The sequence below is a fragment of the Actinomadura violacea genome (assembly GCF_017573465.1).
In the GTDB taxonomy this organism is placed as follows: Bacteria; Actinomycetota; Actinomycetes; order Streptosporangiales; family Streptosporangiaceae; genus Spirillospora; species Spirillospora violacea.
The window spans coordinates 1-13982 of the sequence record NZ_JAGEPF010000052.1; the positions used below are offsets into that span (position 1 = coordinate 1).

Sequence of the window (13982 nt, forward strand, 5' to 3'; positions counted from 1 at the left end):
CTGGTGCATCACCATCGGCGCCGCCTCCTACCTGTGGGCCAAACACACCTACAACAAGGCCTAAACCGTGAGGTGGCCGAACAGGGCCGTCAGACCAACCGGTCTGACGGCCCTAAGCCTTTTCCGCTGCCCCTGGCCCAGAACATGCTCCGGCGACGGACGATCTTTGGCCGCAGGATGTCGGCGTGGACCCGGCAAAGGGGAGGCCGCGCGTATCGCGGTGGCTCGTGTGGTCGGCCTCGCTCGCGGAATACAGCCACACCACTCGCCTGGATGTCGACGAACACAGCGAGAGGTACGACCAGCCTTGGCAGCAGCACCACGTCTATGTGGACGCGGAGGGGCGCCGGCTGGAAGCGCGACATGGTGTCCCGTACGTAGACCTCCAAGGCGCGGCCGCAGCGCCGATTCTGGCTTGCGAAAGCCAGAGCGCCCCGGCTGCTGCGCTTCCGGTCGCCCCTGGTCGCTCCCGTGCAAATGCTTGTGGCCGCCGCCCTTGGCCTGTGCGGTGTCGCCTTCGTCCTGGGTGCGGTTCCTGGGTGCTCATCGCCGTGCTCTTGGGCGTCCTCTTCGACTGACGGTCGGCGCCCCCGCGAGCGGCCGGCCACGCACCTGTCCGGCCCGGTGCGAGGACGGCGTCCTGCCACTCCGGTGGACTTGCAGGTCATCGGCCTGTACGGCCCTGGTGCGGCCGGGGTGTTCGCCTTCGCGGTCCAGGGTCGGCGCGAAGACAGCGCCGAGCAGGATCCCGAACATCAGCGAGATCGTCATGGCGCCGCCGATGATCAGCGCCATCGACTCAAGGTAGTCGTGCGACGGGGTCATGCCGCCCCACCCAGCTCGACTCGCACGATTTTCCCCTTTCCCGGACGTTTTTCCACCGTCCATCCGCCGGAAAGACAGGCCACCAGCGGCAGCCCGCGCCCTCCGAGGTCGCCGAGCGCCGGATATCCCATCTCCGGAAGCTCGTCGCTCCCGTCCCACACCTCAATAACCGGACAAGTACCGGAAAGGCGGCAAACGACCTTTATCGCGAGGTCGCCGCCGGCCTTCTCGGACGCGGTGATCGCATTGGTGACCAGCTCGGATACCACGAGGCGCGCCATGTAGTCGTCGCCCAGCTCCCAATGCGCCCACGCCACCGAGACGAGCTGCCGCGCTTCCCGTGCCGCCTCCGGAATCGGTTTGAGGCAGCACTCGAAAGCGTCCGCCAAGCCATCCACTTCCCGATCACCACCTTTTCTGCGAATCTTTCGGTGTTCCACCACAGAGTGAACGGCCGCGGCTGTGTTGGCCACGGATCTGGCCAACGAGAGACAAGATCGAATTTGGAGGAGCTGCGATGACGCGCCGAGACGAGCTCGACCCCACCTCCTCGCTGTGGGACCTGTTCGCCGTCTACCTGCACGTTCTCCGGACCAAGCACGGCCTGTCGTGCGCCGCCGTCGGCCGCGAGGTGAGTGCCGCACGGCAGACTGTCTCTCACTGGGAGTCTGGCCTGCTCCGGCCCGACGAAGACCAGATCCGCGGCCTGGACGCCCTCTACGAGACCGGCGGCCTGCTGGAATGGATCACCTTCCACGCCGAGATCGTCCATGACGCGCGGTGGCAGATGCAGCATCTGAGGGACGAGGCTCGGGCATCCATGATCCGGGTCTACGAGCGGTCGTTCATCCCAGGTCTGTTCCAAACGCCCGATTATGCCCGCGCCCTGTTCACGCTTGAGGGGGCGGTGGAAGATGTGGAGGGGGCCGTCGCCATGCGGATGGCTCGGCAGAAACTTCTCCAATCGGCGGCCCCTCCGCAGTTGTCCATGCTGATCGACGAGGACGTGATCGATCGGGTGATCGGCGGGCCGGAGGTGATGTCCGAGCAACTGGAGCGGCTACTGGAGATCTCGGAGAGGCAGCACGTCATCCTGCAGATCGTCCCTCGCAGTCAGGGTTTCCATCACGGGCTCGTCGGTCCCATGAAGATCATGACCATCGGTCGTGAGCTGATCGGCTTCACGGAGGCACCGCTGGGTGGAAAACTGATGCGAGGTCCCAAGGAGATCCGCGAACTCGCTCTGCGGCTCGACCGCATCGGTGCGGACGCGTTGAACCGCGCCCAGTCAAGGGACGTCATCCGACGGGCATTGGAGTCGTTGACATGACAGCTCAGTGGTGCAAGTCCAGTTACAGCAACGGAACCCATGAGGGAAGCAACTGCGTCGAGGTGGCCGCATTGGTGAGCGGTGTCGGAGTCCGAGACAGCAAGGACCCGGGCGGCGGACAGGTCACCGTGGGGCGCGCGGAGTTCGGGGCGCTGCTCGCCCGCATTCGTTCCGGCGCCCTCGACCTCCGGTAGGAGTTGCGCGCTCGCCGAATGCCGGACGTCGTCCGACGAGCATCGGAGTCGCCGGCGCGGCGGCGGACGCGTCCGCCTCAATCGTTGAGTGGCGGCGTGTCGGCCTTAAGAGCCGCGTTATGAGGCCGACACGCCGCCAGTGAACGTGGTTCGGTCGCGGGGTGGGCTGACCGGCGAACCGCACCCGGCGGTCGGACGAGAGCGGGATGCCGGGGAGTGCCTGCCTGGACGACCCCGCCGGTTCGCCGTTCAGTCGAGCCAATGCTCGAACTGTTCGGGGGTGCTCACCCCGGCCGCCAGGACCGCTTCGTAGATCATGGCGCTGGTGACGGTGTCGCGATAGCGGGGGTCCGCCCAGTAGGCGGCCTTGATCTCAATGATGGCGGTCCGCGACTCGGGTGTGAGTCGGGCGACGAACGCCTCCGCGCCGCTGCGGATGTGCTCGAAGGTGGCGGCGTCCACGGCCCACAGGTCGAACTTCCACGCCCCCTGGCGCGGGTCGCCCTGCTTGAGGCCGAGATACAAGCCGGGCGGCAGTCCGGTGTCGGCTCCGTCCCGGTTGTCGCGAAACGACGCCTTGCGTGCGCCTACGCGTTGCGCGACCCGGCCACCGAACGCGAAGTACTCGGCCACGTCGACTTCGGGAGCCTTCAGGTAGATGTCCAGGTCACGCCAGGTCATCAGGTCGGAGTGGTAACTGCCTCCGACGAACGTCTCACCGACCTCGTCGGCCAGGGCCAACAGGCCGCGTGCATGGAGAAGTTCGTCGGCTTCAAGCCGGACGCCGTCAGACACGGCGTACAGTCTCACACACCTGAAACGCGCCCCAGGATCCGTTCGGGCGCCGGAGCTGGGCGGCGGCATAAAGTTCGCGTGGTGGATACGGGAGCGGGAGACGGGATGGTCGCCGTCCCGCCGGGGCGGGTGACGCTGTCGGACCGGCGGACGCAGAGCAGTTGGGCGGTCGAGGTCGCGCCGTTCCAGATGGGCGCGTTCCCGGTCACGCAGGCGCAGTACGCGCAGGTCACCGGCCTGTGGCCGAGTAGTGCCCGAGGCGACCGGCTGCCCGTTGAGGGTGTTTCGTGGTGGGACGCGATCCGGTTCTGCGACGCGTTGTCCCGCAGCGAGGGGCTGACGCCCGCGTATCACCTGGATGCCGACGCCGAGACGGCCGAATGGGACACCTCGGCGGACGGGTACAGGCTGCCGACCGAGGCCGAATGGGAGCATGCCTGCCGTGCGGGCACCACCGGCCCGCGGTACGGGGAACTCGACGAGGTCGCCTGGTACCAGGGCAACTCGTACGGGCGGATCCAGCCGGTGGGCGGCAAGCGGCCGAACGCGTGGGGCCTGTACGACATGCTGGGCAATGTCTGGGATTGGTGCTGGGACGTCTACGACGCCGAGGTGTACGGCGCCTATCGCGTTCTCCGTGGTGGCGGGTGGGCCGACGAGCACTGGAGCTGCCGGGCGTCGGTGCGGCGGCGCAGCCATCCGACGTTCCGGATCGACGACGTGGGGTTCCGCGTCGCACGCTCTGGCGAAAGTGGCCGCGGCTTGGTTGATCGGTGACCCGCGGCGAGCGCATGATCTCGGTCATGGCCGAGGTGCCCGCTCGCTTGACCGCCGTGACGCTCGGCGCCCGGAGCATGTCCGGGCTGCGCCGGTTCTACCGGGATCTGGGGTGGGAGGAACTCCCGTCCAGCGACGACGGGTGGGCGGGCTTCCTGCTCGGCGGGGTGCTGCTCACGCTGTATCCCGCGGATCAGCTGGCAGCGGAGGCGGCGGACGGTGCTCCGGCACCCGCCGGGTGGTCGGGGATCACGCTCATCTGCAACGTGGACGAACGTGAGCAGGTGGATTCCGGCTTCGCGGCGGCGGTGGCGGCCGGCGCCACCGCGGTGCACGAGCCGGTGGACCGGTCGTGGGGCGGCCGTTCGGCGTACATCGCCGACCCGGAGGGCAACCGCTGGGAGATCGCGTGGGCGCCGGGCCTGCGCCTCGACGCCCGCGGCGCCGTCACCGGCCTGGGCGGCTGAGCGCCCGCCGCGACGACCCGTCCCGGAGAGCGGGATCTTGGGGTGGGGTGGAGGGTCGGGCGCGCAGACTCGGGGCTCATGGGTGCGCAGCGGAGCGAGTGGGCTGATCGGCAGGAGATCCACGAGGTCGTCCTGCGGTACTGCCGGGGGATCGACCGGCTGGACTTCGGGCTGGTCCGGTCGGCGTACCATCCGGACGCCGTCGACCATCACACCGGCTTCGACGGGACGCTGGACGAGTACATCGCGTGGGTCGAGCCGAAGCTGCGGGCGCGGCGCGGCGGGACGATGCACATCGTCGCGAACCACCTGGTCGAGCTGCTCGGCGACACGGCGATCAGCGAGACGTACGGGACGTCCGTGCACTGGGGCGAGCCCGCCGACGATCCGCGGGCGAACTTCACCAGCGGGGTGCGGTTCGTCGACCACATGGCCCGGCGGGACGGGCGGTGGGCGATCGCGGAGCGGTGGGCGGTGCGGGAGTGGACGAGGTCCGACGCCGGACGGCTGATGCCGAAGGAGGGCGCGGGCCCGGCCGGGACGAGGGACGGCGACGACCCGCTCGTCCGGCTGCAGCGGGCGCTGCGCGGGACGGGGGCGGGCGCGTGAAGGTCGGGATCAGCTCGCCGATCGTGGCGCTCGCGGGACGGCGCCCGGCGTGGGAGGCGGCGGCCGGGACGGCCGAGCTGGTCAGGGTGGCGGAGGCCGCCGACCGGCTCGGGTATGCGTTCATGACCTGCCCGGACCATGTCGCGGTCCCGCCGGGGCTGCCGCGCGGGGAGCGCTTCTACGATCCGCTGGCGACGTTCGCGTTCCTGGCGGCGCGGACCGGCCGGCTCCGGTTCTTGCCGTACGTGCTGGTCCTGCCCTTCTACCATCCGCTGGAGATCGCCAAGCGGTACGGGACGCTCGACCATCTCAGCGGCGGGCGGCTGACGCTGGCGCTGGGGGTCGGGAACCTGCGGGAGGAGTTCGACCTGCTCGGCGTCCCGTTCGACGACCGGGGTCCGCGCGCCGACGACGCGCTCGGGGCGCTGCGGGCGGCGCTGTCCGGGCGGACGGTGTCGTACGAGGGGCCGTACTACGCGTTCGAGAACATGGTGGTCGATCCGCATGCCGTGCAGGAGCGGGTGCCGCTGTGGATCGGCGGGCACAGCGAGCGGGCGCTGCGCCGCGCGGTGACGCTCGGGGACGGGTGGGCGCCGGCGCCGCAGTCGTTCGGCGGGCCGGCTCCGGAGCTGATGCGGCGGATGCTCGGCAGGTACGACCTGCCGGGCGGGTTCGACGTCGTGCTCACTCCGGGGGAGCGGCTCGACCCCGCCGGCGATCCGGGACGGTCCGCCGAGGTGATCGCCACGGCGGAGGAGGCGGGCGCGACGCAGATCAACCTGACGGTCCGCCACGAGTCCCTCGCGCACTATCTGGAGCAGCTGGAGGCGTTCGCGGAAGTGGCGGGGCTGGACCGGCGGGAGTGATGCGGCGCCCCGGCCGCTATTGGACAGGGGGTCTTCCAGTGGGCGGCGGGGCGGCGGATGATCTGGGGGCGTAGTCCCCCGGAGAGCGGAGTCCCCATGCGACGGCGCATCGCCTGCACGCTGGCCCTGGCCGGGCTGGCCTTCGCCGCCACCCCCGGCGCCTCGGCGGCCGAGACGTGGCAGCAGACGTCCCGGCAGACCTACTACCTCACCGACGCGCTGCAGCGGTCGCAGGGCATCGCGACGGACGGCACCACCTGGTACTTCTCCTGGAAGCTCGGGCTCAGCCGGGTCACCCTGGACGGCCGGACCACCCTGTTGAACAACCCCCTCGCCATCCCCGCGCAGCTCGCCGCGCAAGGCGCGAACCACATCGGCGACATCGACTACTACAACGGCAAGATCTACGCGCCGATCGAGGACGGCAGCGACTACAAGCACCCCTACATCGCGCTCTATGACGCGGCCACGCTCACCTATACGGGCACCGCGTACGCGCTGCCGCTCAGCGTCCAGCCAGACGGGGCGCCGTGGGTCGCCGTGGACGCGGCCCGTGGCTACGTCTACTCGTCGGCCTACAACCCGACGCCGGCGCTCAACGTCTACAGCCTCACCGACCTGCACCTGGTGAAGACCGTTCCGCTGAGCACCGCCATCGGCAGCGTCCAGGGCGCCAAGATCTACGACGGCGACCTGTACGCGTCCTCGAACAACGACGCCAAGTCGATCTACCGGATCGACCCGGACACGGGCCAGGTCACCGACGTGTTCGACCGGGCGTCCTCGCTGCCCTCGGGGTCGGAGACCGAGGGGCTGGCGTTCCTGCCCACGTCCGACGGCGCGCAGATGCACGCGCTGGACGCCGTGTCCGGCAGGCTCGCGACGTACCTCTACAACTACCGCCGGACCACGTCCTGAATTCAGGGGCGCCGCTCGTCAGCCGGCCGCGAGCGCCTGCTCGGCGGCCTCCAGTTCCTCCTCCGGCCTCAGCATCCGGGACAGCATCTGCAGGTCGTCGGAGCTGTAGCGCGACCTGACGTCCTCCCGCCAGGTCGCGGCGGCCAGCGTGAGCAGCTCGACGGCCTCCTCGTGGCGTCCGGTCCGGTTCAGGACGAGGCCGAGGTAGCCCGCCGTCTCGGTGCCGAACGCCTCGTCCCGCCCCTCCTCCCATGCCTTGCGCAGGTACGGCTCGGCCTCCTCGTACGCGCCGCGCTGGGCCAGGGCCTTGCCCGCCATCATCGCGTGCAGCGCGCTGCCGTCGGCGGCCGCGCGGACGAACCACCGCTCGGCCTCCTGGTAGTCGTGGTGGTGTTCGGACAGCCAGGCCATGGAGTAGCAGGCGTCGAGGTCCCCGGCCTCCGCCGCGACCCGCTTCCACCGGTCGCGCCGGGAGGGGTCGCCGAGCTCCTCGTAGAGGCGGCTGAGGCCGGCGGCGGCCTCCGCGTCGCCGGCCCGCGCGGCCGGTTCGTACCAGCGGACCGCCCAGCGCGCCGTCCCACCGCCCCAGTCGTAGAGCAGCCTCCCGTACTCGAACGACGCCCGGACGTCCCCCGCCTCGGCGCGTTCGCGCAGTTCGGGGAGCCGGCGCAGGTCCTCTTCGGGGGACGGCTCGCCGTCCTCGCGGAGCGAGGCGAGCAGAGCCAGCCTGTCGGCGATGTCATCGTCATCGGGATCGAGCAGCCCGAGCGACGCCTCCGCCTCGTCGAAGCGGCGCTGCCGCAGGCACAGGTCGGCGAGCTTCCGGCGCCCGGCCCGGTGCCCCGCCTCCGCGGCGGTCGTGTACCAGCGCTCGGCCTCGGCGAGCTCGCCGCGCTCCTCGTTGAACAGGCCGAGGACGAAGGCCGCGCCGGCGTACCCCGCCTCGTGGGAGCGCAGGAGCAGGTCGCGGACCTCGGGCCAGCGGTCGCCGGGGAGCCGCTCAAGGAGGATCGCGTGCTCTACGAGCGCCACCGGGCTGAGCGCCGCGGCCCTGCGCAGGTACTCCCCGGCCTCGATGGCGAGCCCCGGATAGTTCTTGAACTCGCCGTTCATGTCCTCCAGCGGCTCCACGGCCGCCACGGCGGCCTCGCCGTCCCCGGCCGCCTCCGCCGCGTCGAGGGCGGCGGCGATCCCGTCGAACGTCTCGCGCACGCCCTCGAAGAGCTGCACCCACCGGAAGACCGCGATGTCGCCGAGCCCGGTGTCCTGCATCAGGAACGCGGCCGCCTCCGCCGGCTTCCCCTCGGCGGCGAGGAGCTTGCCGAGCTCGATCTTGCAGTCGAGGCGGCCCATGTCCCAGCCCTCCTGGAACCAGCGGGCCGCCTCCGGGTCGTCGTCCTCCTGCAGCAGGACGCCCAGGCCGTACGCGCAGCCGGCGTCCCGGTCGGCGGCGAGGCGGTAGAGCCGCTCGGCCTCCGCGCGGTCGCCGCGGATCTTGCGGTAGCGGGCGAGGGTGAAGGCGGAGAAGGCGTCGCCCGCCTCGACCGCCCGCTCCCAGTAAGGGATCCCCTCGTCGATGTGGTGGCCGAACACGAAGTAGTCGGTGAACCCGCGGGCGGTCTTGGCGTCGCCCGCGAGGGCGGCGGCGACGAGGTCCTCGCCGAATTTCCGGATGGTCTGGGTCTCGTCCTGATCCATGTCCAAGATCGTGGCATCGGTCCGCGGGCGTGTCGTCCCGCGTGCGCCGCCCGTGACGGGGGTCACGGGCGGCGCGCGTCATGCGGGGCCGGCGGGCGGGTCGCCGGCGCCGGTGCTCAGTTGACCGGGTTCGTGGTCCAGTTCGCCGGGTCGGGGCCGAACACCGTCATCCTGCGGAACAGCCCCGCGACCCCGCCGGTCTCGTCGACCTTCGCCAGGACGGAGCCGGACGCGTCGATCCGCACGTCGAACCCGTTCACGCCGTACACCAGCACCCAGCTCGGCGCCTGGTAGGCCGGGTATCCGCGCAGCTTCGTGTTGGGGCGGGGCAGGCCCTTGACGGGCTCGCCGGGCTTGCCGGGCGCGGCGGTGCCGATGGTGCCGTCCGACTTGGTGACGCTGATCCCCAGGCTGGACGACGGCCCGCCCGCGTAGTACCCGACGATGGCGCCGACCTCGCCGTGCGCGCCGTTGTTGAGCACCGTCCGGTCCGGGGTCAGCCCGGCGGGCACGCCGTCGACGTGCAGGGGCATCGCGATCGGCCGCGTGCCGCCGAACGTCGCGGCCCCGGCGATCCGGTACGCCGTCCTGGTGAGCGCGGCGGCGTCCCCGCGCAGGCCGTCGCCTTCGAGGTCGGCCCAGGCGCCCTGGGCGTACTGCCAGCGCAGCTTGAACGACGACTGCCCGGACGGGCTCGGCTTGAAGATCCAGTAGGCGCTGTGGCCGTTGACGGCGGCGGCGGGGATCCGCTTGGCCGGGACACCGCCCGGGAGGTACCCGAGGGACGGTTCCCCACCGCGGTCGTACGCGGTCAGGGTCACGCTGCCCCCGCTCTTCCCGTTCTCCGCGACGACCTGGAAGAACTTCTCGTTCTGGTGGTCGGAGACGTAGCCGTTGGCGTGCAGGCCGCCGGGCAGCCAGCCGAAGGCGGCGCGCTCCACCAGCGGGTCGGCGTACTTGACCGACTGGGCGGCGGGCGCACCGTGCAGCGAGACGGGGGAGCCGTCCGCCTGGACGGCGACGACGGCGGCGGCACCGGCGGCGACGGCGGCCAGCCCGCCGGCGAGCAGCACGCCCCGGGCGCGGCGTCGCGGCTGTGCGGCGTGCGGTGCCGCGGACGGGGAGTCGATGGCCGCGAGCAGCCGGTCCCGGCCGCTGTCGAGGCGCTGCCGGGATGGGATGGGCGCGTCGGCGCGCATCGTGCGCACCAGATCGAGGTCGTTCACGGTCGGCACCTCAGCCTTCATCTGCGACGAACAGGGGATCCGCGTCACCGAGCGCGGCACGGACCTTCTTGCGGGCCCGGTGCAGCCGCGACCGCACCGTCCCGACGGAGATGCCGAGCGCCTCGGCCGCCTCCTCGTAGGACAGGTCGGCCCAGGCGATCAGCAGCAGGACCTCGCGGTGCGCCCGGCTCAGCCCGGCGAGGGCCGCCGCGAGCGGGCGGTGCAGGCCGGTCGCCGTCAGCCGGTCGTCGGCGCCGTCCATCTGGGTGCCGTAGGTCTGGGCGACGGGGTCGGCGCCGCTGCGGGCGAACGCCCGCAGCATCCGGGTCTCCCTGCGGTGGTGCTGGGCCATGACGTTGGCGGCGATCCCGTACAGCCACGGCCGGGCGTCCGGGCGCCCGGGGTCATAGAGCCGCCGTTTCTCGAACGCCCGGTAGAAGGTCTCGGCGGTGACGTCATCGGCGAAGTCGTCGCCCAGCCTGCGGGCGACGTACCGGCTGATGTGGGGCGCGTGCCGCTCGTACAACGCGGCGAACGCCCCGGGCTCCCGCCGGGACTGCTCGATGACATCGGCGTCGCTCACGCCGTGCCCTGTGGTCACGGTCATAAGGCTCCCGTCTCTGGCAGCCGGTCGCCCGGCCGTACGCGGTGTGCGCTTCACCCGCTTTTCCCCGATCCCGCGATCGGGTTCCCTCGGATCCGCGCGCCACCGCACCGGAGCCGCGACGGGGGTCACGGGCGCATCGGTGCCGACAAGGGATGGGGCCTCCCGGTGGACGGCGCGAGAACTCGTCTCGCACCGCGCCGGGAGGCCCCTAGGGTGGCCGACCTCGTCAGGTCAGCTGATCGTTTCCTCCTTCACCCTTCCCGTCGCCACGAGGTACCCGGGTTCACCGGGACGAATGGGAGCGGGGTCGGGGTCGAAGTGTCGCACCGCCAACTCGCTGGAGCGGGGGCTGAGGGAGCCGGTCACGTCCTCCTTGCCCACGGGCGTGGCGGGGTAGCGGATCCCGTCCACCACGTAGCCCTCGGACTTCTCCATGTACGCCGCGCAGTACGGCGCCCCTGGAGTCAGGGCTCCGAGGAAGTTGTGGTTCGCCTGCTCGTACTCCTCGGGGAGGTTCGAGAGCGACTCGGCGACCCAGAACATCGTCCCGAGAGTGAACTCGCGAACGGGAGGGCCGGTGAGAATCGATCCGGGTGTCACCTCGGTGATCGCGGCCAGTCGCTGCCGCGCCCACGCGAAGTCCCGCCCTCCGGCGAACGGGCGAACGGGCTCCCAGAACTGCTCCCACGAATCGTCGAGCCTCCTCACCTGACGGCGAAGGTAGCGGACGTTGGTGGGCGAGAACTCGAGGAGCGTGATCTTGTCGCAGAACGGCAGCATGGCCAGCGCCGGATACAGGTTGGCTCCTGCTCCGGCGTCGAATCCGTGGCAGCCCTGCGCCCCTGACCTGGCGAACCATTCCACCGTGGTCAGGAGCATCGTCCGGTCGTCGCCCCGGATGATGCGGTAGTTGTCGCCGTGGTACGCGGCCGAGTTGAACTCAGACCACGTGGCCTGAGCGTTCGAGACCGGGTGGCCTCTGTCTTTCTGCACGGCAGTCTCCTTTTGTCGGGACCGTCGACGAACGATGAACGATCGCGGGATTTCGACTCGAGCTCGGCGTGACCGAGAAGAGTTCGGGTCCGCGCGATTTTCATCCGTCCCAGGACGGTCGCCGCCGTGCCCCCCATGGGCACGGCCAATGCTGATCGTCCGTGACGACGGGGTGATGGCAACTTCGGCCCTACCTGGATGGGCGAATACAAAGCGAGGAGATCGCGGTGCCGTAGATGATCTGGACGAGTGGTCAATGGGGGCCGCGCGACTCGGATGCGGGGGCCGTGACGGGGGTCACGGGCGGGGGGCGTCACGCGGGGGACGGCGGCCGGTGTCCTGTGGGCGACACGTTGACTCCGGGAGGGAGCACCCCATGAACCTCGCGCTGTGGATCGTCGCCGGGCTGCTGGCGGCCGTGATGTTCTTCGGCGGCGTCACGAAGCTGGTCGTGCCGAAGGAGAAGCTGGCCGCGGCCCCCGGCGGCGGGTGGACAGGCGGCGCGACCGTCGCCTTCGTCAAGTCGCTCGGCGCGCTGGAGGTGCTGGCGGCGGTCGGCGTCATCGTGCCCGCCGCGGTCGGCGTCGCGCCGGTCATGGTCCCGGTGACGGCCGTCTGCTGGGTGCTGCTGATGGTCGGCGCGATGGTCACGCACCTGCGCCGCCACGAGCGCACGGCCGTCCTGGCGAACGTGACGTACCTGGTCATGGCCGCCTTCGTCGCCTGGGGCCGCTTCTGACCGGCGCGACGCGCCTAGCCCGCGAGGCGGTAGCGGTCGCGGGCGTTGGCGGAGAAGAGCGCCTGCCGCTCGGCGCCGGTCAGGCCTGCGGTGATCTCCTGGTAGGCGGCGAGCAGGTCGGCGTAGGTGCCGCCCACGCCGTCCACCGGGAAGTTGCTGGCGAAGAAGCAGCGGCCGACGCCGAACAGTTCGAGGCAGCTCTCCACGTAAGGGCGCAGGTCGGCGACGGCCGTGGTGCGCAGGGCCATGCCGAGGCCGGAGATCTTGCAGTGCACGTTCGGGAGCGCGGCGAGCCTGGCCATCCCGGCGCGCCAGTCGGCGAACGGCTCGTCCCGCTCGGGCCAGCCGGTGTGCTCGGCGACGACGGCGAGGTCGGGCGCGCCCGCGAGCAGCGGGACGAAGGCGTCCGCGTCGGCGGGCCGGATGATCTGGTCGAAGACCAGGCCGCGGTCGGCGAGCAGCCGCAGCGCGCGGGCGCTGACCTCGGCCGCCGGGTCCATCCCGGTGAGCATCCGGACGCCGCGGAACGCCGGCGCGGCGGCCTGGGCGTCGAGATCCTGCTCCAGGGTGCCGGGCGAGCGGAGCGGGTCGAGGCCGCCGATGATCCCGGCCGGGCGGGCCGGGTCGGCGCGGTGCAGCCCGTCGAGCCAGCCCGTCTCGGCGAGGTAGGCGCGCGGCGCGGAGCTCGCGGAGACGTGCACGACCGCGGTGACGTCCACGCCCGCCTTCGCCGCGTCGGCGCGGTGGTCGTCCGGTAGGTAGTCGCTGTACACCTCGGGGAAGAAGTCCTTCAGTCCCGGGTACCAGTCCTCGTTGGCGCCCAGGTCCCAGAAGTGCGCGTGCGCGTCGACGAACTCCATCGTCCCCCCAACCATATGCTTGCTTGGCTACCCGCCCACGTTACCTCTTAGCTTGGCTAATGGAATCCCGGGGCGGAGCCGGCTTCTCAGGCGTAGCCGGCGGCCTTGGCGGCGGGGGAGCGCCTCAGGTACTCCAGGGCGACCTCGGTCGAGCAGACGTGCGACGGGTGGTGGAACGGGCGCAGGTAGACGCGGCCCTCCAGCAGCAGCGAGCCCAGCCCGAAGATGTGCCCCGCCCGCACCGACCGCCGGTACGACCGGAACACGCGGCGGACCGTCACCGGCCGGGTGACCGACGGGTCGCGCCGCAGCAGCTCGAACGTCCCCGCGACGAGCGTCCGGACGAGCAGCGCCACCGCGACCGCCCAGGTCAGGCAGCGCAGCGCGTACCCGCCGCCGAGCGCCCGGTACACGTCGAAGACCACGGAGCGGTGCTCGATCTCCTCGGCGCCGTGCCAGCGGAACAGGTCGAGCATGGTGGGGTCGGCGCCGCAGGCGTCCAGCCGGTCGTTGTCGATGATCCACTGGCCGAGGACGGCGGTGTAGTGCTCGATCGCGCTGATCGCGCCGAGCTCGAACAGCAGCCGGCGGCGGAACCGGCGCTGGTCCGACTCCGCCAGCCGCGCCATCAGCGCGGCGCGCTCGGCGAGGCCGCCGAGCGCGCCGTCGATGATCGGCCGGGTGTCGATGCCGTCGCGGGCCAGCAGGTCGTTCAGGACGCCCTGGTGGCTGCGCGAGTGCACGGTCTCCTGCCCGACGAACCCCTTGATCTCGGCGCGCAGGACCGGGTCGGTGATGTGCGGCGCCGCCTCCTGCACGCACTGGACGAACCATTTCTCGCCGGTCGTCAGCAGGATCTGGAAGTAATTGATCAAATGCGAGGCGACGGGCGCGCCGGGGATCCAGTGCAGCGGCGTTCCGGTCCAGTCGAACGTCACCCGGCGCGGCCTGATCGCAGGGTGGCGTTCGTCGGTGATTCCCATGCGGCCCACGCAACCACACGGGAAAAACCCGCTTCTATTGGCGGGACGACGAAATTCCGGGGCCTGGGTGCGGTGCTTCGTGCGTTCCCGGAGTT

At 71.2% G+C, this 13982-nt stretch carries 17 protein-coding genes; 8 read left to right on the forward strand and 9 right to left on the reverse strand.

The genetic code is table 11. The annotated features are described in order from the left end of the window. Positions 1-543: 543 nt before the first annotated feature. A complete protein-coding gene (locus tag J4709_RS50245; protein WP_208252622.1) occupies positions 544-795 on the reverse strand; it encodes a hypothetical protein in 252 nt (83 codons plus the stop codon). A 26-nt stretch (positions 796-821) separates the two neighbouring features. Continuing rightward, positions 822-1298 carry an ATP-binding protein gene (locus tag J4709_RS50250; RefSeq protein WP_208252624.1) on the reverse strand — a complete coding sequence of 159 codons (477 nt, stop codon included), beginning with the start codon at positions 1296-1298 and terminating at the stop codon, positions 822-824. 44 nt (positions 1299-1342) lie between these two features. On the opposite strand from J4709_RS50250, the gene J4709_RS50255 reads away from it, so the two are divergent. Further along, a complete protein-coding gene (locus J4709_RS50255; RefSeq protein WP_208252625.1) occupies positions 1343-2155 on the forward strand; it encodes a helix-turn-helix domain-containing protein in 813 nt (270 codons plus the stop codon). Next, a complete protein-coding gene (locus J4709_RS50260) occupies positions 2152-2349 on the forward strand; it encodes a DUF397 domain-containing protein (protein ID WP_208252627.1) in 198 nt (65 codons plus the stop codon). The genes J4709_RS50255 and J4709_RS50260 overlap by 4 nt, the downstream gene beginning before the upstream one ends. A gap of 249 nt (positions 2350-2598) precedes the next feature. Here the strand turns inward: J4709_RS50260 and J4709_RS50265 are convergent, their stop codons facing one another. Continuing rightward, entirely contained in the window at positions 2599-3144 is a 546-nt protein-coding gene (locus J4709_RS50265) for a hypothetical protein (protein ID WP_208252628.1), read from the reverse strand. 105 nt (positions 3145-3249) lie between these two features. Between J4709_RS50265 and J4709_RS50270 the strand changes: the two genes are divergently transcribed. From J4709_RS50270 to J4709_RS50290, 5 genes are all read left to right on the forward strand, one after another. Further along, positions 3250-3921 (forward strand): formylglycine-generating enzyme family protein, encoded by a 672-nt coding sequence (locus J4709_RS50270; RefSeq protein ID WP_208252679.1) that lies wholly within the window; start codon positions 3250-3252, stop codon positions 3919-3921. Positions 3922-3947: 26 nt separating this feature from the next. After that, the gene (locus J4709_RS50275) at positions 3948-4388 is read left to right on the forward strand and encodes a VOC family protein (RefSeq protein WP_208252630.1); all 441 of its coding nucleotides are present in this window, start codon (positions 3948-3950) and stop codon (positions 4386-4388) included. Between the two features lie 78 nt (positions 4389-4466). Continuing rightward, complete coding sequence (locus tag J4709_RS50280; RefSeq protein WP_208252632.1) at positions 4467-4997, forward strand: nuclear transport factor 2 family protein; 531 nt, start codon at positions 4467-4469, stop codon at positions 4995-4997. Then, entirely contained in the window at positions 4994-5863 is an 870-nt protein-coding gene (locus J4709_RS50285; RefSeq protein ID WP_208252633.1) for a TIGR03619 family F420-dependent LLM class oxidoreductase, read from the forward strand. Before J4709_RS50280 ends, J4709_RS50285 begins: the two co-directional genes overlap by 4 nt. 96 nt (positions 5864-5959) lie before the next feature. Next, on the forward strand, positions 5960-6781 hold the full coding sequence (locus J4709_RS50290) for a YncE family protein (RefSeq protein ID WP_208252634.1): 822 nt from the start codon (positions 5960-5962) through the stop codon (positions 6779-6781). Positions 6782-6799: 18 nt separating this feature from the next. Here J4709_RS50290 and J4709_RS50295 read toward each other — a convergent pair whose 3' ends face one another. The 4 genes from J4709_RS50295 to J4709_RS50310 all read right to left on the reverse strand — a co-directional run bounded on the left by J4709_RS50295 (position 6800) and on the right by J4709_RS50310 (position 11305). Further along, on the reverse strand, positions 6800-8479 hold the full coding sequence (locus tag J4709_RS50295; protein WP_208252635.1) for an SEL1-like repeat protein: 1680 nt from the start codon (positions 8477-8479) through the stop codon (positions 6800-6802). 116 nt (positions 8480-8595) lie between these two features. Then, positions 8596-9705 (reverse strand): hypothetical protein, encoded by a 1110-nt coding sequence (locus J4709_RS50300; protein ID WP_208252636.1) that lies wholly within the window; start codon positions 9703-9705, stop codon positions 8596-8598. Positions 9706-9715: 10 nt separating this feature from the next. After that, positions 9716-10312, reverse strand: coding sequence for an RNA polymerase sigma factor (locus tag J4709_RS50305; protein ID WP_208252637.1), 597 nt, complete (start codon positions 10310-10312; stop codon positions 9716-9718). 231 nt (positions 10313-10543) lie between these two features. After that, entirely contained in the window at positions 10544-11305 is a 762-nt protein-coding gene (locus tag J4709_RS50310) for a hypothetical protein (protein WP_208252638.1), read from the reverse strand. 376 nt (positions 11306-11681) lie between these two features. Between J4709_RS50310 and J4709_RS50315 the strand changes: the two genes are divergently transcribed. Continuing rightward, positions 11682-12044 (forward strand): DoxX family protein, encoded by a 363-nt coding sequence (locus J4709_RS50315; protein ID WP_208252639.1) that lies wholly within the window; start codon positions 11682-11684, stop codon positions 12042-12044. 14 nt (positions 12045-12058) lie between these two features. On the opposite strand, the gene J4709_RS50320 is transcribed toward J4709_RS50315, so the two are convergent. Continuing rightward, positions 12059-12904 (reverse strand): amidohydrolase family protein, encoded by an 846-nt coding sequence (locus J4709_RS50320; RefSeq protein ID WP_208252640.1) that lies wholly within the window; start codon positions 12902-12904, stop codon positions 12059-12061. A gap of 86 nt (positions 12905-12990) precedes the next feature. Then, positions 12991-13887, reverse strand: a complete 897-nt coding sequence (locus tag J4709_RS50325) for a metal-dependent hydrolase (RefSeq protein WP_208252641.1) — start codon at positions 13885-13887, stop codon at positions 12991-12993. Positions 13888-13982 lie beyond the last annotated feature (95 nt).

Coding starts and splice junctions, on each gene's coding strand:
- J4709_RS50325 (WP_208252641.1), bottom strand. CDS start 13,887: ATGGGAATCACCGACGAACGCCACCCTGCGATCAGGCCGCGCCGGGTG.
- J4709_RS50245 (WP_208252622.1), bottom strand. CDS start 795: ATGGCGCTGATCATCGGCGGCGCCATGACGATCTCGCTGATGTTCGGG.
- J4709_RS50260 (WP_208252627.1), top strand. CDS start 2,152: ATGACAGCTCAGTGGTGCAAGTCCAGTTACAGCAACGGAACCCATGAG.
- J4709_RS50280 (WP_208252632.1), top strand. CDS start 4,467: ATGGGTGCGCAGCGGAGCGAGTGGGCTGATCGGCAGGAGATCCACGAG.
- J4709_RS50255 (WP_208252625.1), top strand. CDS start 1,343: ATGACGCGCCGAGACGAGCTCGACCCCACCTCCTCGCTGTGGGACCTG.
- J4709_RS50305 (WP_208252637.1), bottom strand. CDS start 10,312: ATGACCGTGACCACAGGGCACGGCGTGAGCGACGCCGATGTCATCGAG.
- J4709_RS50315 (WP_208252639.1), top strand. CDS start 11,682: ATGAACCTCGCGCTGTGGATCGTCGCCGGGCTGCTGGCGGCCGTGATG.
- J4709_RS50270 (WP_208252679.1), top strand. CDS start 3,250: ATGGTCGCCGTCCCGCCGGGGCGGGTGACGCTGTCGGACCGGCGGACG.
- J4709_RS50295 (WP_208252635.1), bottom strand. CDS start 8,479: ATGGATCAGGACGAGACCCAGACCATCCGGAAATTCGGCGAGGACCTC.
- J4709_RS50320 (WP_208252640.1), bottom strand. CDS start 12,904: ATGGAGTTCGTCGACGCGCACGCGCACTTCTGGGACCTGGGCGCCAAC.
- J4709_RS50290 (WP_208252634.1), top strand. CDS start 5,960: ATGCGACGGCGCATCGCCTGCACGCTGGCCCTGGCCGGGCTGGCCTTC.
- J4709_RS50275 (WP_208252630.1), top strand. CDS start 3,948: ATGGCCGAGGTGCCCGCTCGCTTGACCGCCGTGACGCTCGGCGCCCGG.